At 38.2% G+C, this 20806-nt stretch carries 17 protein-coding genes; 5 read left to right on the top strand and 12 right to left on the bottom strand.

The genetic code is table 11. The annotated features are described in order from the left end of the window. Positions 1-114 precede the first annotated feature (114 nt). The 5 genes from AC21OG_RS10260 to AC21OG_RS10240 all read right to left on the bottom strand — a co-directional run bounded on the left by AC21OG_RS10260 (position 115) and on the right by AC21OG_RS10240 (position 4876). Entirely contained in the window at positions 115-744 is a 630-nt protein-coding gene (locus AC21OG_RS10260) for a glutathione S-transferase family protein (RefSeq protein ID WP_486547189.1), read from the bottom strand. Between the two features lie 190 nt (positions 745-934). After that, a complete protein-coding gene (locus AC21OG_RS10255; protein ID WP_486547190.1) occupies positions 935-1576 on the bottom strand; it encodes a peroxiredoxin in 642 nt (213 codons plus the stop codon). Between the two features lie 47 nt (positions 1577-1623). Beyond that, the gene (locus tag AC21OG_RS10250) at positions 1624-2304 is read right to left on the bottom strand and encodes a DUF2057 family protein (RefSeq protein ID WP_487376507.1); all 681 of its coding nucleotides are present in this window, start codon (positions 2302-2304) and stop codon (positions 1624-1626) included. 154 nt (positions 2305-2458) lie between these two features. Further along, complete coding sequence (locus AC21OG_RS10245) at positions 2459-3271, bottom strand: DnaA ATPase domain-containing protein (RefSeq protein WP_486547192.1); 813 nt, start codon at positions 3269-3271, stop codon at positions 2459-2461. Positions 3272-3775: 504 nt separating this feature from the next. Further along, positions 3776-4876 carry an AI-2E family transporter gene (locus AC21OG_RS10240; protein WP_487376506.1) on the bottom strand — a complete coding sequence of 367 codons (1101 nt, stop codon included), beginning with the start codon at positions 4874-4876 and terminating at the stop codon, positions 3776-3778. 520 nt (positions 4877-5396) lie between these two features. On the opposite strand from AC21OG_RS10240, the gene purM reads away from it, so the two are divergent. Next, complete coding sequence (gene purM, locus AC21OG_RS10235) at positions 5397-6506, top strand: phosphoribosylformylglycinamidine cyclo-ligase (protein ID WP_487376505.1); 1110 nt, start codon at positions 5397-5399, stop codon at positions 6504-6506. A 1-nt stretch (position 6507) separates the two neighbouring features. Further along, positions 6508-7287, top strand: a complete 780-nt coding sequence (gene purN, locus AC21OG_RS10230; protein ID WP_487376503.1) for a phosphoribosylglycinamide formyltransferase — start codon at positions 6508-6510, stop codon at positions 7285-7287. Between the two features lie 91 nt (positions 7288-7378). Here the strand turns inward: purN and AC21OG_RS10225 are convergent, their stop codons facing one another. The 5 genes from AC21OG_RS10225 to AC21OG_RS10205 form a co-directional block, all read right to left on the bottom strand. After that, positions 7379-8110, bottom strand: coding sequence for an ABC transporter ATP-binding protein (locus AC21OG_RS10225; protein ID WP_486547196.1), 732 nt, complete (start codon positions 8108-8110; stop codon positions 7379-7381). A gap of 59 nt (positions 8111-8169) precedes the next feature. Continuing rightward, positions 8170-9189 carry an ABC transporter substrate-binding protein gene (locus AC21OG_RS10220; RefSeq protein WP_487376501.1) on the bottom strand — a complete coding sequence of 340 codons (1020 nt, stop codon included), beginning with the start codon at positions 9187-9189 and terminating at the stop codon, positions 8170-8172. Between the two features lie 139 nt (positions 9190-9328). After that, positions 9329-10111, bottom strand: coding sequence for an ABC transporter permease (locus AC21OG_RS10215; RefSeq protein WP_486547198.1), 783 nt, complete (start codon positions 10109-10111; stop codon positions 9329-9331). Between the two features lie 377 nt (positions 10112-10488). Next, positions 10489-11880: an NAD-dependent succinate-semialdehyde dehydrogenase gene (locus AC21OG_RS10210; protein ID WP_486547199.1), complete on the bottom strand. Its 1392-nt coding sequence runs from the start codon at positions 11878-11880 to the stop codon at positions 10489-10491. Positions 11881-12302: 422 nt separating this feature from the next. Further along, entirely contained in the window at positions 12303-13292 is a 990-nt protein-coding gene (locus tag AC21OG_RS10205) for a LysR family transcriptional regulator (RefSeq protein WP_486547200.1), read from the bottom strand. A 640-nt stretch (positions 13293-13932) separates the two neighbouring features. Between AC21OG_RS10205 and AC21OG_RS10200 the strand changes: the two genes are divergently transcribed. Then, positions 13933-15516, top strand: coding sequence for an isocitrate lyase (locus tag AC21OG_RS10200; RefSeq protein ID WP_486547201.1), 1584 nt, complete (start codon positions 13933-13935; stop codon positions 15514-15516). 133 nt (positions 15517-15649) lie between these two features. Here the strand turns inward: AC21OG_RS10200 and AC21OG_RS10195 are convergent, their stop codons facing one another. Further along, positions 15650-16744 (bottom strand): DUF4349 domain-containing protein, encoded by a 1095-nt coding sequence (locus tag AC21OG_RS10195; protein ID WP_487376499.1) that lies wholly within the window; start codon positions 16742-16744, stop codon positions 15650-15652. A 329-nt stretch (positions 16745-17073) separates the two neighbouring features. Here AC21OG_RS10195 and AC21OG_RS10190 point away from each other — a divergent pair, with 329 nt between their 5' ends. Beyond that, positions 17074-18582, top strand: a complete 1509-nt coding sequence (locus tag AC21OG_RS10190; protein WP_487376498.1) for a CYTH and CHAD domain-containing protein — start codon at positions 17074-17076, stop codon at positions 18580-18582. A gap of 298 nt (positions 18583-18880) precedes the next feature. Here the strand turns inward: AC21OG_RS10190 and AC21OG_RS10185 are convergent, their stop codons facing one another. Then, positions 18881-19417 (bottom strand): L,D-transpeptidase family protein, encoded by a 537-nt coding sequence (locus AC21OG_RS10185; RefSeq protein WP_487376496.1) that lies wholly within the window; start codon positions 19415-19417, stop codon positions 18881-18883. A 187-nt stretch (positions 19418-19604) separates the two neighbouring features. Between AC21OG_RS10185 and AC21OG_RS10180 the strand changes: the two genes are divergently transcribed. Next, positions 19605-20726: a hypothetical protein gene (locus tag AC21OG_RS10180; protein WP_487376494.1), complete on the top strand. Its 1122-nt coding sequence runs from the start codon at positions 19605-19607 to the stop codon at positions 20724-20726. Positions 20727-20806: the final 80 nt, after the last annotated feature.

The following is a 20806-nucleotide window of genomic DNA, read 5'->3' as shown; positions in this document are numbered from 1 at the left end:
GGGAAATTCCACATCAGTATCTTTAAGTAATTATTATTATCTTAGCGACTATGTCATATAGACTCATTTTTTATATCCAATTATCTAACTCTAGACATCAAAGAAACCTATAACTTACTTTTTAAAACCAAACCTTTCGTTCATATTCTTATAAAACCGAGCAATACCGTCACCATGTGCAGTCGGGTCAACTTTTAATAAACGGCCAAAATCTAAACCAATATAAAGCACTATATCAGCATAACTTAGCTGATTACCTACTAGGTAATCGTGGTCTTTTAGAATGTTATCGAAGTACGGCAAGATAGAAATAGCACGTTGAATAGATTTTTCGCTAAATTCTGGTACTTGATCGATTCTATCGGCCTTAGAAGGATGACTGTGTTGAAAAGCTAACATGAAATTATATAGCACCTCAAATTCAGCCGTTCGGCGTAGTGAACATACTTGAGCACGCTGAACCACATCATTGCCCATTATAGAACGCTCACCGTATACCCGATCTAAATATTCACAGATTGCTTGAGAATCATTAAGCACAGTACCATCTTCTAAGATCAATACAGGCAACAGCTTGAGTGGATTGATCTTCGCAAACTCCTGATTTAATTGCTCTCCCTTCATCATATCTATGTCAATAACTTCGATATCATCAATCTCGTCGATGTCTAAGCCTTTCGCTTGCATCAATACCACCACTTTACGTGGATTAGGGGCTTTACGTGCTAAATATAACTTTTTCATAACAAATTCCTTTTGCTGATTCTATCACTTTGAAGGTAGCTTAAATCATACCAAATTGTATACAATACGCCACACATATATTTGTTATTAGTTTTTAAAGCGCTTCACAATGAAAAACCTTCATAGTTATTAAGCTATGAAGGTTTACGCTGTCTAAAACCAGTGCAACGTTAATTGCCATAATTTTGAACTATTTATTAGGCTGAGGTGTCATACGTAAATATGGCTTAATTTCTTTAAAACCTTTTGGATAATCCTTATCAGAAATATCTTCAGTTTTAATACTTGGTGGAATGATCACATCATCACCATCTTTCCAATCTACTGGAGTCGCAATATTATACTCATCAGACAACTGCATCGCATCAATCACACGGATGATTTCATCAAAGTTACGACCACAGCTGGCAGGATAAGTTAGTATAAGACGAACCTTTTTGCTTGGATCAATAATAAATACACTGCGAACAGTACTGGTAGCGTCAGCATTTGGATGAATCATATCGTACAAGGTTGCGACCTTCCTATCTGGATCTGCGATGATTGGGAAATTCAAATCTGTCCCTTGTGTTTCACCAATATCTTTAGCCCAGCCGTTATGATCTTCTAAAGTATCTACTGAAATAGCAATTGGTTTAACACCACGCTTTTGAAACTCACCATTAAGCGCTGCTGTACGACCTAATTCAGTAGTACAAACCGGTGTGTAATCAGCTGGATGGGAGAATAAAACAACCCAATTATCTCCAGCCCAATTGTAAAAATTAATATCACCTTCCGTCGTAGGGGCATCAAAGTTTGGTGCAGTATCACCCAATCGTAAATTTGTCATAGTAAATCCTTATTTATTGTTAGTTAATGATGGTTAGAGGTAGTGAATTATTCTTTTATCCATTGACGAATTTTTTCACGTTCCTCAGGGCTAGCCTGTAACCAAATCTGCATAAACTTATCTAAGTTACTAGCCTGCGATTGATTGGTTGATGGGCTACTCACTGGTGCAATAGCACCAGAGTTAGAGGTTGTATTGGGTTGAGATTTAATTGCTGCAATCGCTCTCTGATTGTCAGCTTGAGCATCATTTCCACCGAAGATTGAGGTAATACCTGAAAATAAACCACCACTGCTTTCTGAACCACGAGCTTCAGCGATAACACTTGACCCTTTTACAACCGCTAATGTTGGGGCTTTAGCATACTCCCTAGCCTCTTCATATTTCTCAGGTTGCCCTGGCATCGTCAAACGATAGGTTTGATTGTCCTGCATATCAGCTGTCACAGTGACGTTCGCTGAGTGCAGATAATCATGCTCATCATGGCGCAGCTCATATAACCGATCATACTTTGCTGTTATGACGTGTTTACCAGGCTGTAATGTATAGTCCTTTTTAATGGCTTGAAACGGACTTGAATTAAAGGTTTGTCCATTTATGGCAGTAACTTTAATATTTTCATCCACTTTTAAGGTAACTTCTGCATGTGCTACTGCAGCTGTTAGCATGCTGATAGTACAAAACACTGATAATTGTTTAAACATAGTTTTATTTGCTTCGTTTATCATAATTAAAGACCTTAGGTTTCAATAATATTTGAGTCATTCGTTTATATGGCGTGTTTAAATAGCTTACTTATTTATAAATTTTGATTAAATTTTATTTATCTATAATAAGTTAAAATTAGTATAAAAGGAATAAAGCTGGCATTGAAGAAAAATATTAAAAGTTAAAGGTCATATTGTTCGGATAGGCACTGTTTTCTTCAGATTTTGATAATAGATCTTCTTGAGCCTCTTGATGTATATCCTCTAACTCAGCCATAAGAGTGTGTTCATCAATCATCGCTATTGCCTGACTAATCACTGTCTTAGAAATATAGGCACGATTTAAATTAGAAAATAGTGGTTGAATCACATTTAAGATATCAAGCATTCCGCCAATACGATGAGGACCTTCTTCAAGTAGGTGCTCGGTAATTCGAGGATCAAACTGCCATCCGCGTCGACGCATTACAGATTCAAGCATGGCTTTTCTATCCGCTATATCATGACCTTCTGGTACACGAAATGCAGGTGACTGAATCAAGCGAGTTAATAAATCAGGCAATTCAAAAGGTAGCTCTGTAGCAGGGGTTTTGGCGGCAAAAATAAGCTGACCTTGCCCCTCTTTACTACGATTAATAAGATGAAAGATGGCTTCTTGCCAAGCACGGCTATACCGGATCGATTCTAAATCATCAATTGCTACTAAATCAAAGCTTTCAAGTGACGCCAACACGCCCACATCAGTATTAACCAGCTCTTTAAGAGAAAGACTTATCGCTGTTTTCTCCATCTCCATATAGGACTCACAAATTGCAGACAGCAAATGAGTTTTGCCCGTTGCTGGGCTACCATAAATATACATCTGCCCAATGAGACCAACATGAAGTTGACGTACAGCGTCGATCAAAGTCGACCAGCCAGGGCCAGAAAAATCGCTCAGACTGGCATCTTTCCTTACTTCAAGATTTAAACTTAATTGATTTGTCATCAGGCTAGTATCTCGGCTCGATATAACTTTATAACGCTTATTTATACCACAATTTTAATAACAATAATATGGCATAAAGTATCTAAGCTCCTCAAAAGCCCCTTATAAAGAAGAATTATCAATTAATAGACTGTGTTAATCATTTAAATATGAATGTTATGGGGCAGTTGAACTCTCTATATAAGCATATAAATGAAGTATATTCAGGATAACTTATTGTACTTTAAGGATAAACGTTTATATTGACTCATGCATTAATACGTTTAGATGTAACAATTAATATAAAAAGTATTGTACCTATTCGAGATATAGTCAAAGAAGTCTAAAATGGTTACAAGGCAACCGAGTGCAAGTACTACTGGAGTAGGCTTAACGAGGTTAACACTGTAACCGTTTAGTAGTTCGTTGACTATCGTTGTCAAGAGTTAGCGTAACCCTTACTAGATTAACTCTATTTGCTAAGTTTCTATTTTAAAACAATACTCTTATTTTAGATCATTACTCCTACTTGAATAATTTATACTGCTTACGGCCTTTATAAAAGTCAGTTTTGGTATATGCATCATACGCATGGTTGAACAGAACATTTAAGATAGCAGAGACGGGTAACGCAATGAGCATACCGACAAATCCCATTAATGCTGCTCCCGCCAGTACTGCAAATATAACCCATAGGGGCGATAATCCAATTTTATCTCCCAACAATAAGGGCTGTAACACATAACCTTCAATAGCTTGACCAAGCAAGAAAGCACCAACTATCAAACTTAGTTGTAACCAATCTAACCCGAACTGGAATAATCCGGCGCCTATTGCCGCTATAAAACCAATACCAAAACCAAGATAAGGAACAAAGCTTGCCAATCCTGCCACTAAACCAATAATTAGACCCAGCTCTAGCCCAATAAGCTGTAGTAAAACAGCATAGATAATACCCAATAAAATCATTACCAATAACTGTCCTTTCACAAACGCCATAAGGGCGTCATCACAATCATGAGTGATTTCTAAGACTTTAGGGGCTAGTGACGCAGGCAAAGCATTTGACCAAGTTTTAAGACGTTGATCCCAGTTAAATAGAAAGTAGAACGTTAGAATTGGTACCAATACTGCCAATCCTGCATTGTTAATCACTGTCATACCTGAGCTCATCAGCTGTACGGCTAAAGATTGTACATCCTCAACATTATAGTTTTTGTTGAGATACTCAAGAAAAGTATTGGATACAATCTCGCTGTCAAGCGGAGGCAGACTTATCCGATCAAACTGATTTGCCCATGTTCTTATGTCTTCATTGTACCAACTGACCAGCTTAGGAACATAATTCCACGCCGCTTGTAGCTGAGACCAAATGGTCGGAATTAACCACCATAGTAAAAGCCCTAATACGCAACAAATGACAATATATACGAATATTATAGACAGCCATCTTGGCATAATTTTGGACATTTTAGTCACAAGCGGGTTAAACAAATACGCCAAAATAAAGGCACAGACAAACGGTATCATGACCGGGGTTAACAAATAAATAACATACAGTAAGAGGCTTACTCCTAATACGATAAGTAGCCGCTTGAAAAATGGATCTACATTTGCAACCTGCATAGAGACTCTCTTATTTGATACTAATGAATTTGAAACCAACTCGATTAAATTCATTATTGATAATAGTTAAATGGATACCAATCGTTGAGGGTGCTTAATCACTAAACAGACTCTATAAATTTATGACTATATTATGGCTTATTCTGACAAATATTTAATCATTTTTGGTCATTTTTTGTTCTATTGATATTTTATTATCACTTTTATTATTTTATTATCACTTTTATTATTTTATTATCACTTTTATATAGAGACTTAACTCTCTTTGCCTGCGTTGACTGTCTTTAAAGGTTAACTATCTTTGCGTATAATGCCCGTTTTTGCGTATAATGCACGCAAACGCTTAACATCACGTTGATACAGTAGTGTCGTCAGTTACCTTGAAGTTTTAACTTTCATTAATCCGAATGCTACTTAAGTAGAACGTTACTTTATTTAATAATTAGTATAATCGTTACTAGTTTAAAACATATACCTAATTCTTGTCTTTATACACTCGCTTAAAAGGTCTGCTTCTAACATGAGCCATCCAAATTCTAATGCATCCTCCAACCCATCAACTTCTAGCAAACCAACCTCGCTAAGCTATAAAGATGCAGGTGTGGATATTGACGCTGGTGATGCCCTGGTCCAACGCATTAAATCTGTCGCAAAATCAACCACTCGTCCTGAAGTTGTCGGGGGCCTTGGTGGATTTGGGGCATTATGTCGACTCCCTACAGGTTACAAATCGCCTTTATTGGTTTCAGGTACGGATGGAGTTGGTACTAAATTAAAACTAGCATTACAGCTAAATCGTCACGATACCATTGGTATTGATCTGGTCGCCATGTGTGTTAATGATCTTTTGGTCTGCGGTGCAGAGCCGTTATTTTTCTTAGACTATTATGCTACTGGCAAGCTTGATGTAGAGACTGCTGTTTCTGTTGTTAGCGGTATTGGTGAAGGTTGCAAACAATCAAACTGTGCGCTAATCGGCGGAGAAACTGCTGAAATGCCTGGTATGTATCAAGACGAAGATTATGATCTTGCTGGATTTTGTGTCGGTGTTGTCGAAGAGTCGGAGGTCATAACGGGTGAACAGGTGGCTGAAGGTGATGTGTTAATTGGTATCGCATCCAGTGGTGCTCACTCAAATGGGTATTCTTTAATTCGTAAAGTTATAGAGGTCAGTGGCATTGATATAACGAACACTGATGAGACCCTTGATGGTCAGCCGATTGCTGATGCGTTGATGGCGCCTACCAAAATTTATGTCAACGCTATCCAAGCGTTGCAAAAAGAGCTTGGCAATGACAACTTACATGCGATGTCGCACATAACGGGTGGTGGATTTACTGAAAACTTACCCCGTGTATTGCCTGACACACTCGCTGCTAAAATCGATACCAATAGTTGGGAAATGCCAGAGCTGTTCACATGGCTGCAAAAACAGGGCAACATCGAACCCTTGGAGATGTATCGAACTTTTAATTGTGGTGTCGGCTTTGTTGTAGTCGTGCCAGCCGATTTAGCGGATCAAGCGACTAAAGTCTTGAATAATACAGGTGAAAAAGCCTTTAAATTAGGCGAAGTAGTCTCACGTAACTCAATTAACTCATCTAACATGGATGCAGTGGTTTATTCATAATATGTTAGCATCTACATCAGTATTAAAAAAACCCCATACTGCGCAAGACTGTGTACCCAATAAGCCTTTAAAAGTTGCGGTACTCGTATCTGGTAGTGGTAGCAACCTGCAGGTGCTAATCGACGCCATGCGTGTGGGAAGCTTACCTATTGAAATCGTTGGTGTGATTAGTAACGTAAAAGAGGCGTATGCGGTCACTCGTGCGCAGCAAGCGGGAATTGAAACGGCTGTCTTTTCGCATATTACCGAAGGTGATAATGCAGGCAAACGGATGGGGATTAAAACGTTTGAACGTCATGCCACTACTAAGCTGAATGAATGGCAACCCGATTTGATCGTGCTAGCTGGTTTTATGCGGGTACTAAGCGCTGATTTTATCAACGCAGCTCCGGCGCCTATGATAAATCTGCATCCCTCGCTACTTCCTAAGTATAAAGGTTTAGACACGCATCAAAGGGTATTAGAGTCTGAAGACAAATACCACGGTTGTAGCGTGCATGTGGTGACAGCTGAGCTGGATGCAGGTCAAGTTTTAACTCAGGCCTTACTGGCTGTAGATAGCACTGATTCAGCTGACAAGCTTCAAGGACGTGTTCAAAAATTAGAGCATCAAGTGCTTCCTTGGACGATATTACTCATTGCGCAGGGCGTGCTTGAACTAAATGAGATCACAATTTCTGCTACTAGGCTTAACTCTACAGATCCAGAAACAAGCTTAGGTACAGAAACAGCCTCTTATCTGCCTACCCTGCCTTTAAAGCTATGGTTGGACAGTCTATAAAGGCATCCTTAAAGTAAACCTTAGATCTCTTCGAATTAAACCCCATAAGTTGCTATAACGTATGGGGTATTTTTTTAAGCTAATTACATTTTTAATTTTGAATAGCAGACAAGATTTGCTTTTTCAATACTAAGAATTGTTGACTCTCTAAAAAACCTTCATATTTTGGTATGCTAAATTGATCGGTTAATTGAGCAGGCGACCCTTTTAGTACGTAGAGATAATCAGACAGATAAATAGCCTCATCGATATCATGCGTGATAATGAGACAGGTTAATTGAAGTTGCTTCTGCAGCTTATTAAACCACTGATACATCTCATCTTTGGTCACAAAGTCCAGAGCAGAAAAGGGCTCATCCAATAGCATAATTGGCTTATCACTTAGGTACGTCCTTAATAAAGCAGCGCGTTGTCTTTGTCCGCCAGAGAGATTTTGAGGATACTGTTGCTCAAGACCTTGAAGCCCAAAGTGCACCAATTGGGGCTTTACGATCTCAGCAATTTTTGACTTGCTATACCCTTTTAATGTGAGTGGCAATGCGATATTGTCAAAGACAGTTTTGAAGGGTAACAATAGGTCCTTTTGCAGCATATATCCGACAGTACCTGCCTGCCCTGTCGTGTTTACGCCATTGATCCATACCTGTCCTGAGCTTGGAATAAGCAGACCTGCCGCAATATTAAATAGCGTCGTTTTGCCAACACCACTTGCCCCAACGATGCTGACCACACTATTATGCTCAACTGTCATATTAAGATCTTCAAATATGAGGGTGGCATCAAATGCGTGAGAAATATTTTTTAAAACAAGCCGCTTTTCCATGGTGTATATTGCTCAGTCATTATCATCGTTAACGTCATTGTTAGCTATAGAATGTTGACTTATAGAAAGTCGTTAGTAACACCTGCTTGAGGTGGTAGAGGGGCTTCGATCAATCCCTGCTTATAAACCCAATCATAAAATCTATCCCAGCGATCATAATCAAACTTGCCCCATTCTCCATTATCATCTAAGTAGTAAGAGGAAACATATTTTTGACTTTCAATCGCCAATTCTTTATTCGTTTCAGGGGCATATTTGACTAAGATTTCAGCACTCTCTTCAGGGTTATTAGCGGCATAGACATACCCCTTTTTAATGGCGGCTAGTGCTTTTTTAACCAAATCAGACTGATCTTTGAGAAGATCGTTATTGGCTATAATGACAGGGGAATAATAATCAAAAGCAGGCTCATAGTCCTTCAGATAGAAAAATTCTGTATCGACCCCTTGAAGGTCAGCATGTATGCCATCCCAACCATAAAACGCCAAAATGTAATCAAACTGATTCATACGTAGTGCTACGCTCGCATCGGTGGCTTCGCCTGGGATTTTCACTAAGTCATTACCCACAATATGCGCTACTGTCGCATCATCGATTGGGTCTTCCCATGTCGAATAGCGTTTTCCATTTAAGTCCTTAGGTGACTGCGCCCCTGTCGATTTTAAGGCTAATAACCCTGCAGTATTATGTTGAAGAATCGCAGCAACGGCAGTAATAGGAACGCCTTTTTCAAGACGCTTCACCATATTCGGCTGAAAATATATACCTAAATCAGCCCGCTTATGGGCTACTAGTGACGACGCACTGTCCTCACTTGGCTGCACAATTTTCACATCTATTCCCTGCTCTTTAAAGTAACCCTTATCTTCTGCCACATATAGACCGGTATGATTGGTATTTGGCACCCAGTCTAATGAGATAATAAGTTCTGTGAGCTGCTCGCCATTTTCTGCAGTTTTGGTTTCTGAATTGGGCTGACAGCCACTAAGGCCAAGTAGTGCAATAACGGCCAGTAATAACATAGCCATACCTATATAAGTACGGCTGTGCTTTTGCTGATTAAAAGAGATAAATGTCACAGTAAACTACCTTTATGAATGAAGAAAAACTATAAATGAAGAAAAACTATAAATGAAGAAAAACTATAAATGAAGAAAAACTATAAATGAAGAAAAACTATAAATGAAGAAAAACTATAAATGAAGAAAAAAGAAAAACCTATAAAAAATTATGTTTAAGTACCCGCTTCTCAAGCCATTTTACTAGGCCAATGAGAAGCACAGTCAAAAAGCTTATTAAAAAAATGACAGCGAACATGCTGTCCAAGTCATAGGACTTACGAACGCGGGTCATATATACCCCTAGACCATAATAGCCGCCTAACCATTCCGCGATTACCGCAGATATTAGAGCGTAAGATAACGCAACCTTTAACCCCGTAAAAAAAGAGCCCATTGCTGTAGGTATTTTTAAGTGTCGATAAATCTGATAATTGGACGCTTGCATAGATTTAAACAGATTTAAATGCTCACGGCTAACAGACTGATAACCATCAATCAAGGCAATGGTAATCGGAAAAAAGACCGCTAATATCACGAGCACAACCTTGGGCGTAATACCGTAGCCAAGCCAAATTATAAGCAGCGGTGCAATAGCAATGGTTGGAATGGTTTGATTAAGCAAAATAACCGGATAAACCAGCTCTTTTACCGTTTTTGATAAATCCATACAGACCGACAAAACAAAGCTTATAATTAGTCCGATGGCGGTGCCGATAAAGGCCGTTGCCAATGTATATTTGGCATGCTCCATCAATAAAGGCAAGTCTTCTACAAACGCCTGTGCAATCTGCAAGGGCGATGGTAATAGATAGTCTGGGATGAGCTCGAACTGCACACAAAGCTGCCATCCTAACAATATTAGGATCACTAAAATATAATTTCGCAGGGTACTGAGTAAAGTACGACTTACATAAGCTGTTTTTTTGATTAGATTACTCATTACCGCTATTCTCAGTTTGTCTAATAATCATTCTTTATAATGCGTTGAGTGATGGTTGTTGAGATTCTAGCAAAATTAGCACTAGGAGTTGAACTTAATTCACTGATGCCCATTTTAATGGCAAACCACACGAACTTACACTGAGTGATAGTCTAGAGATTATATACTTTACCCCATTCTCAACTTTTAATGTAGGCTGTGGCTTTAGCCCAGCATTTTAGATCATAGGTTTTGATTTGCTGGGCTAAAAACACCAGCCTACAATGAGTTTTAATAAGTTGAGAACGAGGTAAATTTTATAAAAAAGCCCCCGATAATGAGTATCGAGGGCTTTGCCGTCAAGAACTTTTATAAATCAATAAAGCTAAACCGAATGATTAAACAGGGGCTTTGTTAATCACAAACAATGTTTTCTCATTCACAAACTCTTTCATACCAGAGCCGCCATGCTCACGACCATAACCAGAGTTTTTAACGCCGCCAAATGGCAACAATGGATTAACTAGACCGTAACCATTGATGTTAACCATACCGGTGTCAAAGTACTTCGTAGCCAATTCGATAGCTTTGTCCTCATCTTTAGTGAAGATACCGCCACCCAGACCATAGCGGCTATCGTTTGCAATGCGCATAGCATCGTCTGTATCTTTTGCACGAATTAGCGCAACTGCTGGGCCGAATAGCTCGTCATCATAGGCAGGTTGGCCTGGCTCTACATTCTCTAGAATAGTTGGTGGGAAAAAGTTACCTTTTGAACCTTCGGGAACTTGACCACAAACGGTTTTTTTAGCGCCTTTGTCGACACTTTCTTGAACTTGTTTCTCGATCGTCTCAACTTGCTGCTGCATTGATAATGGACCAAGATCAGTTGAGTCATCCATTGGATCGCCGATTTTGTATGATTCAAACTCTTTAATCAGCTTCTCACGGAACTCATCATAAACGCTGTCGACAACCACAAAGCGTTTAGCGGCCACACAGGTCTCACCATTGTTATACAAACGTGCATAAGCACAGGTTTTAACAGTAAGATCTATATCTGCATCATCTAGTACGATGAACGCATCATTTGATCCAAGCTCCATCACTGTCTTCTTCAGTACTTTAGCTGCTTGCTGAGCAACGATTTTACCTGCGCCATCACTACCCGTTAGAGTAACGCCGCGAACTTTGTCATTATTGATGATTTTCTCTGACTGATCATGGTTAATGATTAGAGCACGGAATAGTGCGTTAGGTAAGTCAGAGTCATGCAAGATTTTTTCAATAACTTGACCTGATTCTGTGACGTTTGACGCATGCTTTAACAAAATAGCATTACCGGCCATTAAGTTGGCAATGGTATAACGAAATACTTGATACGCAGGATAGTTCCAAGGCTGAATACCATAAATGATACCGATAGGCTGATAAGTGACGATCCCCTTATCCATTCCTTCAACTTCACGGATATCATCCGCTAAGTGATCGGGACCTGTTTGAGCCGTAAAGTCGCAAATACCTTTACAAATATCGACTTCTTGCAAGCTTTGCTGATAAGTTTTACCACGTTCTTTTGTCATCACTTTAGCAAGCTCTTCTTTGTGCTTCATGAGTGACTCACCAATAGAGTTAATAACTTTTGCACGTTCATCTAATGATTTCAAACGCCAATCAAGAAACGCTTCATGAGATTCGTTAATAATCTGATCGACTTCGTCTTGAGACATATAATCATAAGATTTAATGTCTTCATTGGTATATGGGTTTACTGTTGTAATATCTGCCATGATTATTATCCTTACATTTAACGTATTTATTTATAGACAAGGTAGCTAGAGATAACGCAGCCATCATCTGATGACGCTGTCTTTAATTGTTTCAATAGAAAATAAATATCGTCCATCTAAATTACCATCGTGATTTTTGTTCTTGTTATTCGTGTGATGATAATTCGACAATATATTTTTATGGGCAATATTTTTATGTGCAAACCTTGTCATTGATAACTATTTAAAAGTTACGTTTATTAGGATAACAGCTAGGCTGATAATGTCATTAAATGAGCTGTAATCAACTGTAAGTACTGTGTTAATTTCCTTAACTTATTTCGGGCTCTGTAAAGAATTTAACCATAGTTAATATAAGTATACAGAGCACGTTTATCGGTAACTATTAAGACATCTATTAAGCTACTAAAACTAATAAGCCACTAAAATAAGTGGCTTATCATCGGAACCTCGTCTTCATTATTTTCTTCATCAGCGACCACCTGTCTTGCGACATGCATAATGAGTTGTCGCAACCATCTATGCGCTGGATGATGTTGAAGCAAAGGCGACCAAGCCATCGTTAATTCAAATTCGGGTATAAAGAACGGCGGTTCTTTTAATATAATACTGTCATTATTCGCCTGCATACGTGCCACCCTTGTGGGCAGTGTTGCAATAAGATCTTTATTAGCAGCTAACATCGCAGGCATTTGATAATGACGGGTAAAGACGCTAATTTGACGCTTTTGACCCAGTCTTTGAAGTGCCTGATCAATTGATCCCAACCCGCCTGACTTATCAGGATTAACACCAAAACCAACGCCCATTCCTGTTTTTGAGACCCAAACATGTTGCGCTTTAAGATAGTTTTTAAGATTAAATTTATTGACATAGGGACTTTCTGCGGACAATAAACAACTGAACGTATCACGCCATACTAGAACTTGGTGAAAGCTTTGGGGTATTTCATTAAAGCGGTTAATGGCTAAATCAACACGACCTTGCTCCATATCTCTATAAGACACATCTGACGGGGTTAAGAAGTCTAAAATAACGTTTGGGGCCTCAGATCGTAATGCTTTTACCAATCTAGGAACTAGCGTCGCTTCTGCATAATCCGAGGTCATAATTCGAAACACTCGTGATGTACTATAGGGACGAAACTCAGTTCTAGGCTCCAAAAGCTGTTGTAACTCTGCCAATATTTCGCGAACTCTAGGTTGTAACTCTAATGCCCGTTCCGTTGGCGTCATACCTTCAGAGGAACGAACTAATAAAGGATCATTAAATAATTTGCGTAATCGACGCAATATATTACTCATTGCAGGTTGAGTGATACCCAACTGTTCCGCGGCACGAGTAACATTTTTTTCCCTCAATAAAACATCTAGATTGACCAATAAGTTCAAATCGACCCTTTGTAAATTCATAATACTCTCGGTAATTTATATTGATATAGTAAGCGGGTTGCCCCTTAAATTGGCAGCTTATACGGGTATATTTATTGAATAGCTTTGAGTTATAGTCTTTTAAACTAAATCATACAGCCTCTTGAATTTAAAGAAATTTCAATATCATGACTATTTATTGATATGGTCACACCGCACTGTCGTACACACACTGATATTGTTTGATATGACGCTTTTTTATTTTGATTTCATTTTAAGCTTAGATATTAAAGCATGACATTTCTCGGTACGCTATTGTTGGTATTTATCATCCTAGATGGTCTGGAGACGATATAACTATTGTACTATAATGTAAATAAATACCCAAGATAACCCTCATAAACTAGATAAATTTAACTAATGTCGTTATAGTGACCGCTAAGTGTTAAGGGCATAGTGTTTAATTACTATAAATTTGGTTAGTATAGCTTTGTGATATTTAAATAGTCATAAACCACTTTCACTAATTAAAATTTTAAGCATTAAGCAGTTATTATAATTATACGAGGTTTAACGCTTTAAGTTTAATCCTCTTTTTTAAAGTGCGTAGAATAAAAACTCCTTACTAATCATAAGAAGCATTTATTTCACTCAACCCATCCCAAAATCAAGGAGACAATTGATGTCAACTTATAAATCAGCTCTAGAGCATATCCGCGAAATTAAAGCGAAACATGGCAATTGGCAGAATATCAGCGAGTCTGATGCTGCCCGTATGATGGTTCAAAATCGTTTTAAAACAGGTCTTGATATTGCCAAGTATACCGCTGCTATTATGCGTAAAGATATGGCAGAGTATGACGAAGATACTTCTAAGTACACTCAGTCTCTAGGTGCATGGCATGGTTTTGTTGCACAGCAAACTATGTACGCTAAGAAGAAATACTTTGGCACTACTAGCAAAACATACATCTACTTATCAGGTTGGATGGTCGCTGCATTACGTTCTGAGCTTGGTCCATTACCTGACCAGTCAATGCATGAAAAAACGACTGTACCTCAACTAATCGAAGAGATTTATACTTTCTTACGCCAAGCTGACGCTAAAGTCTTAAACGACTACTTCCGTGAACTTAACGCTGCAAAAGAAGCCGGTCAAGATACTACTGAAATCGAAGAGAAAATCAATAATTTCGATTCTCACGTTGTGCCAATTATTGCCGATATCGATGCAGGTTTTGGTAATGAAGAAGCCACTTACCTACTTACTAAAGCCATGATTGAAGCTGGTGCTTGTGCTATCCAAATTGAGAACCAAGTATCTGATGCAAAACAGTGTGGTCACCAAGCTGGTAAAGTAACCGTTCCTCATGAAGACTTTATCTCTAAGCTTAATGCTATTCGTTATGCTTTCTTAGAACTAGGTGTAGACGATGGTGTTATCGTTGCGCGTACTGACTCTGAAGGTGCTTCTTTAACTCAGAAAATTCCAGTATCTGAACAACCTGGCGACTTAGCCTCTAAATACATCGACTTTATCGATGTTGAAGAAATTGATATCGCTGATGCGAAAGAAAACGATGTACTATTGAAGCGTGATGGTAAACTAGTTCGTCCAGTACGTTTGGCCAATGGTTTATTCCAGTTCCGTGAAGACACTAACATTGACCGTGTTGTTCTTGACTGTGTAACCGCTTTAGAAAACGGTGCTGACTTACTTTGGATTGAAACACCTACTCCAGACGTTCAACACATCAAAATGATGGTTGACCGTATTAAAGAACAGCAACCAAAAGCGAAGCTTGTTTACAACAATAGCCCTTCATTCAACTGGACGCTTAACTTCCGTAAGCAAATCATCGCTCAGTGGGAAGAAGAAGGTAAAGACATCTCAGCATACGACAAGAATAACTTGATGAGTGCTGACTATGATGGTTCTGAGCTTGATGCTGCTGCTGACCAAGCTGCTAAAGACTTCCAGCGTGATGCGTCACGTGAAGCTGGTGTGTTCCATCACTTAATCACTCTACCTACTTACCATACTACTGCTCTTAGCGTTCATGAACTTGCTAAAGGCTACTTTGGTGAAGATGGTATGCTTGCTTATGCTGCTGGCGTACAACGTAAAGAAATCCGTGAAGGTATCTCATGCGTTAAACACCAAGCAATGGCTGGTTCTGATTTAGGTGATGATCACAAAGAGATCTTCTCTGGTGATAACGCTCTTAAAGCCGGTGGCGAGAAAAACACAATGAACCAATTCTAAGAGCTATTTCTTAGTGCTTTCATTGTAAAACGTTACATAGAAAAGTATTAAACAGTCGTCCTACTTTGGTAGGACGATTTTTTTTAGCTTTATTAGAATCAACTTCGATGGTATGAGTGTTTAAATATCGGTATTAATCATTAGAATTGACTGATTCATCTTTAACCACTCTTTTTGGTTTCTTGGTGTAAACACGGCGTATAAGCTTCCTGAACACCCGGAAAATTATGAAAGCTATAGCTAACAATGTCCATAACCACCATAGGCTTATAATACCCAAGATAACAAATTTAATCATCTCCCAACCGTCAATAATAGACTGTTTGACCTGTTGCCAAAAACCAGGTTGCTCCGTTGCGAGCATATGGTCAATACTCTCTGCTGTTTCTTTATAGATACTATTCGGCTGAGTGAAGGTCAGCTCAATGGTGCTATATTTGACTTGATCGGCGATCATCATCCTTTCAAGCTCAGCCATTTGTTGACGCTGCTTGGCTGAATAAGTGGCTTTTATCGAATCTATATTACTCGCCTGCTCTTTCTCATTATCACTGTCCAAACGCTGCTCTGTTAAGTCAGAAGCCATTTGCGAATTAAGTTGCGCTTGGAGTTTTTCTCGATACAAGTCTAAGGTAACATCTTTAGCGCTATACTCTTGATGATTTAAGAACGTCACTTGTTTTTGCACTTGATTGAGAAATTCACTCACTTTTTGCTTAGGTATTCGAACCTGCATGTTAGCTTGTCGATAATATGTGACTAAGGTTATGTCTTTATCTTGTTGCGTAAATGTCTGACGAGATACTTCGTTACTTTCGATGCGACTGGATGCTATATAGCCTTTATATTGACCTGTCAAGGTTTCGATAGTATTCCTAGTCTCCACCACATCGTCTACCTTGAAGTTAGCACTGGCATTGACCAACAACTCTTTTCCATCAATCTCTACATCTGTAACTTGACTACCTAAGGTAATGTTCGATGAGTCTCCGACGTTATCGACAACTAATTTTTTATTTTCTGCTATTGTGGCAGTATCATTAGAGACATCATAAGCTATTGTATCGCCACTCTCAGCGGTATCATAGGTACTAGACTGCTCTACTGTCTCGTTATAACTGTCTTCTTTCGCTGAATCACAGCTCGCCACGAGTCCTAAAGTGCCCGCTAGAGTGACTAAAAAACAGTATTTATAAACAGTAGGATATTTCTCTTTATTAATATTCATAGTTCCCTTAATGAGTGTTAGGACAAGTTGATAAGTTTTGATTGGCTTTCAAATAATTAACGCTGTCGATTTCCTAGCTTTGAATATCATAGCTACTAGCTTTTAATATCACAGCTAATAGTATCTATGCTTCAGACTTTATAGTTTTACTAATTTGAATTATAAAGAAATTTATCAGGTTATGGGTAATTAATTTTCAACGATAGAATTGCAAACAAAGCCCTATAATAATTGACTATGATTTAACACTTTTTATTTGTATCATGGTAGGTCAAATACATTTATATTATTCAAATCTAATAGATAGAGCTTTGTTAAAAGGATAAATAATGCAAGAAATTGAACTTAAGTTTTTAGTGCCCGAATATAAAGTTGATTCGTTGATGCGTCAGGCAAAAGTTAAAACATCAACCACATCACAATTGGCGGCTCATTACTTTGATACGTCAGATAATACATTGGCAAATTCTGGTATGGCCTTACGGATTCGTAAAGAAGGCGACACTTGGGTTCAGACCTTGAAATCAACTGGGGATGGTCTAGCATCCCGTGGTGAGCAAAACAATATTATTAATGACGATAAGATTGAAGAAGCCTTACAAAGTGACGGTTTATATCCTGATTTATCAGTATACGAAGACTCAAAGTTATCTAAATTGTTGACCTCCTCGTCAAAGGGTGACCAAAGTCAACTTTTAAACCGCAAATATATCACCGACATTCAGCGTACAACTCGCCTTATAAAAAAAGATAATAACGTTATCGAAATGGCCTATGATGAAGGTCATGTTATCCATGGTGATGATGTGGATATATCCCATCCTATATTAGAGATAGAATTTGAGTTAATTAAAGGTGATCTTGATTTTTTATTTGCAACTGCTAAAACGTGGTGTAAACGCTACAACTTATGCCTATCCACAGTGACTAAAGCTGAACGTGGTGACCTTTTATTAGCCGGCAAAACTCATGCGGATGCCACTAAATCCGATTTAAAGCGTTTAAATGTCGATAAAAGTATGAGTCAGCCTGAATTTTTAAGAGCTGTTATCCAAAACTGCATGATTCAAATCTTACCAAATGTGAGTGCGATTGCAGCAGGTAGTAAAGATGGTAATCACATTCATCAATTGCGCGTTGGACTGCGCAGACTTCGTACTGCGTTAAAGTTATTTGAGGGGTTCTCAAACCAAGTAAATCCTGAGTGGGTTCCTATTTTAAAACAAACGTTTAGTATACTGGGAGAATCGCGTGATCGAGAAATTTTAAGAGACCGCACCCAAGTTTCATTGGAACAACTTGGCGGTCCACATGTGGACTGGTCATCAGAGTTTGAAAATATTGATGTGCAACCTATAGACGCCATACGAGCCAATGATTTTCAATTGACCTTATTAGAGTTAATTGAATATACAATGAGTCCCGCAGATGAAGATCATCCTAGTAATGATGCACCCTTAACGGAAGCCACCAGTAAAATACTTGAAAAACTTTATAAAAAAATTCGCAAAGCCAGTGTCAATTTTGCGACATTAGATATTGAAGCCCAACATAATGTCCGCAAGCGTTTAAAAAGTCTGCGGTATGTGAGTGAGTTTGTTAAGCCTTTGTATAAAAAGAAGAAGACCCGTGCTTTCTTAAAATACTTAGAGCCCGCTCAAGAGGTGTTAGGAGAGTATAACGATGATATTGTTGGTGAGGAGTTTTACCGAGCTAAAACGGATAAAGATCCCAATGCTTGGTTTGCAGTCGGTTACTTTAGCGCCCAAAAACACTTTGCGGCTCAAAAGTGTGCCGAAAGTTTAAAAAGTATTAAAGAAGCACCAGTATTTTGGTAGGTCTTCTAGTACTCAATTACTCACTTTCTTGCACTTTTAATACTAAATCTATCATTTAACTTAGCAATACTACCCTACCTAAGAAGGCGTGTTCGACCGCTATAAATTGAAGTATTTAAAAACGAGCCTGGCTATAATAGGGTATTTTATAAGATAAAAATACTTCTACACCCACTAATATTATATCAAAACAAAAAACCTTTCTAACCAATGGTTATGAAAGGTTTTTTGTTTAAATAAATAATACGTATTTAAAGAGAGAAAGTGTTTAAGAAAATACGGCATAACTAACAGGGTTTTACTTTTCTAAGATCTCAACAGGTGTGCCTTCATCAACCTGATCAAATAACCAAATAATATCTTCATTGCGCATCCTTATACACCCATGCGACTTTGGTATACCCATCGGTTCAGTATCAGGTGTACCATGAATATAAATATATCGTTGATAAGTATCACAGCACCCTTTTTCGTTATTACCTTTGTTGATACCGTCTTCGCACCCATGTAGCCATAATATACGAGTTAAAATCCAATCCCTTTCAGGATTTGTGGTAGCTAATGACTTATTGTAAATTTCACCGGTTGCCACTCTACCCACAAATACGGTATTAACTGGCATTTTATCGCCAATTTTGTCGCGGATATAATGTTTACCTAAAGGCGTACAGCCTGAATCTTCCTGACTACCTATACCATTTTTAGCTGTCGAAACTTTAAAGACCTTCTGAGGTTGATTACGTTCTGATTTAAAATCATAAAATGACAATTCCTGATCGGCTATATTTATGACGATCAAGTTGTCTGACTTGTTTATATTTTTTTCATTTGCCATCTTTTAACTCTCTACAGTTGACTCAAGACGTCCGAAGAGTCATTCTATACTTTATGAAATAAATAGTATTATAAAGAATAAAAGTAATATGAGTTTCAACTATTAATAGGTATTAAATTATTAAGGGGTTGTAACTATGGTCAATCGCCCTTATGATAATGTCAAATCGTAAAAAGTAGTACAATTTATGACAGCTCTCCTACCAACACGCGTATCGATTTATGATTTCCTATTTGAAGATACACAGCCGATAGATGCAGTATTTGCTGATGCTGGAAATATCTCATTACCTCAAGCTAGAATCCTAATTGAGAATGGAATTCAGGCATTTATCAGTGGTATATTAGCCTATTCACAAAGCTCAGGACCAGACGCCGTTCTTAGAAAACTACTTAATCGCAATCAAGTTAAAGAGTTACGCAAATTTAATGCATTTAATTTTGATACGATGCAGACCGCAATACAGCACGGTCAACAAACTTATGAAGCGGTGTTTAATAGACCGGAAGCTCGTAAATCGGTTTGTATGGAGTTGAGCAAAAGGGCACGTTTATCACCTAAAGAAACCCGTCCATTATTAGGAGCCCTAACTCTAATTTGCTTACGTGAAATTGCCATATTAGTAGACTTCGCCCAATTGAACGCGACAGAAGTTGAGGTATGGTTCAAAAAGCAACCTCAGTTCTTAACATTAGACCGCGATATTGCAAATTTAACACTCAATGAAAACGTCTGTGATGCTAACGCTTTTAGGATGCCAACTTATGACGCTTCATGGCATCAATTAACCGGTTATATGTTACCAGACACGAATATAAATACACAATCCGAGCAAATGCCACATTATGCAAAGGTCATTGGTCGAACGACTCAATCTTACAATAATCCATCAACGGATCAAGGTCAAATTATCGTAGATATTGCCAATAATAGTGACATATTGACATTTTGTGACATGGATAATATCGCATTGCCTTATCAGCGATGGATGTTACAGCTGGCAAAAATATCAGATATATATCTTAGCCGCAATCGATTAAAAATTGGACCTGAACCTGTGCAACCCCCCTCTAGACCATTCGTCAGTTTCGGGTTTATGGAAAAGAACCAAACTTTAGCACCCCATAATCATACTAAAGATAATTCTTCTCACGCCCCTTTTTGGAAAAATCCAATTTTGATAATTTTAGTTTTAATCATTGGTGTCCTAAGCTTAATGGCGATTGGTAAGTATTATTACAAAAGTTTAGATATAACGGTAAGTTCAAAGTCTCACAGCACCCTAACATACATAATCCATCATTTATAGTTCATAGCTTATACCAAACCTATAAATCAACGTACTAAGTACTTTAGTGTTGAATTAAACGGTTGAGATAGTCAAGTACA

The organism is Psychrobacter sp. CX5, assembly GCF_057621535.2.
The sequence above is the reverse complement of the archived record's forward strand: the minus strand, read 5'-3'. Positions and strand labels throughout refer to the sequence as shown.

What these genes read in the sequence shown, in the direction of transcription:
- purM (WP_487376505.1), top strand. Translation starts at nt 5,397, where the DNA reads ATGAGCCATCCAAATTCTAATGCATCCTCCAACCCATCAACTTCTAGC.
- AC21OG_RS10190 (WP_487376498.1), top strand. Translation starts at nt 17,074, where the DNA reads ATGCAAGAAATTGAACTTAAGTTTTTAGTGCCCGAATATAAAGTTGAT.
- AC21OG_RS10205 (WP_486547200.1), bottom strand. Translation starts at nt 13,292, where the DNA reads ATGAATTTACAAAGGGTCGATTTGAACTTATTGGTCAATCTAGATGTT.
- AC21OG_RS10185 (WP_487376496.1), bottom strand. Translation starts at nt 19,417, where the DNA reads ATGGCAAATGAAAAAAATATAAACAAGTCAGACAACTTGATCGTCATA.
- AC21OG_RS10255 (WP_486547190.1), bottom strand. Translation starts at nt 1,576, where the DNA reads ATGACAAATTTACGATTGGGTGATACTGCACCAAACTTTGATGCCCCT.
- AC21OG_RS10215 (WP_486547198.1), bottom strand. Translation starts at nt 10,111, where the DNA reads ATGAGTAATCTAATCAAAAAAACAGCTTATGTAAGTCGTACTTTACTC.
- AC21OG_RS10180 (WP_487376494.1), top strand. Translation starts at nt 19,605, where the DNA reads ATGACAGCTCTCCTACCAACACGCGTATCGATTTATGATTTCCTATTT.
- AC21OG_RS10250 (WP_487376507.1), bottom strand. Translation starts at nt 2,304, where the DNA reads ATGATAAACGAAGCAAATAAAACTATGTTTAAACAATTATCAGTGTTT.
- AC21OG_RS10210 (WP_486547199.1), bottom strand. Translation starts at nt 11,880, where the DNA reads ATGGCAGATATTACAACAGTAAACCCATATACCAATGAAGACATTAAA.
- AC21OG_RS10260 (WP_486547189.1), bottom strand. Translation starts at nt 744, where the DNA reads ATGAAAAAGTTATATTTAGCACGTAAAGCCCCTAATCCACGTAAAGTG.
- AC21OG_RS10225 (WP_486547196.1), bottom strand. Translation starts at nt 8,110, where the DNA reads ATGGAAAAGCGGCTTGTTTTAAAAAATATTTCTCACGCATTTGATGCC.
- purN (WP_487376503.1), top strand. Translation starts at nt 6,508, where the DNA reads ATGTTAGCATCTACATCAGTATTAAAAAAACCCCATACTGCGCAAGAC.
- AC21OG_RS10240 (WP_487376506.1), bottom strand. Translation starts at nt 4,876, where the DNA reads ATGCAGGTTGCAAATGTAGATCCATTTTTCAAGCGGCTACTTATCGTA.
- AC21OG_RS10245 (WP_486547192.1), bottom strand. Translation starts at nt 3,271, where the DNA reads ATGACAAATCAATTAAGTTTAAATCTTGAAGTAAGGAAAGATGCCAGT.
- AC21OG_RS10195 (WP_487376499.1), bottom strand. Translation starts at nt 16,744, where the DNA reads ATGAATATTAATAAAGAGAAATATCCTACTGTTTATAAATACTGTTTT.
- AC21OG_RS10200 (WP_486547201.1), top strand. Translation starts at nt 13,933, where the DNA reads ATGTCAACTTATAAATCAGCTCTAGAGCATATCCGCGAAATTAAAGCG.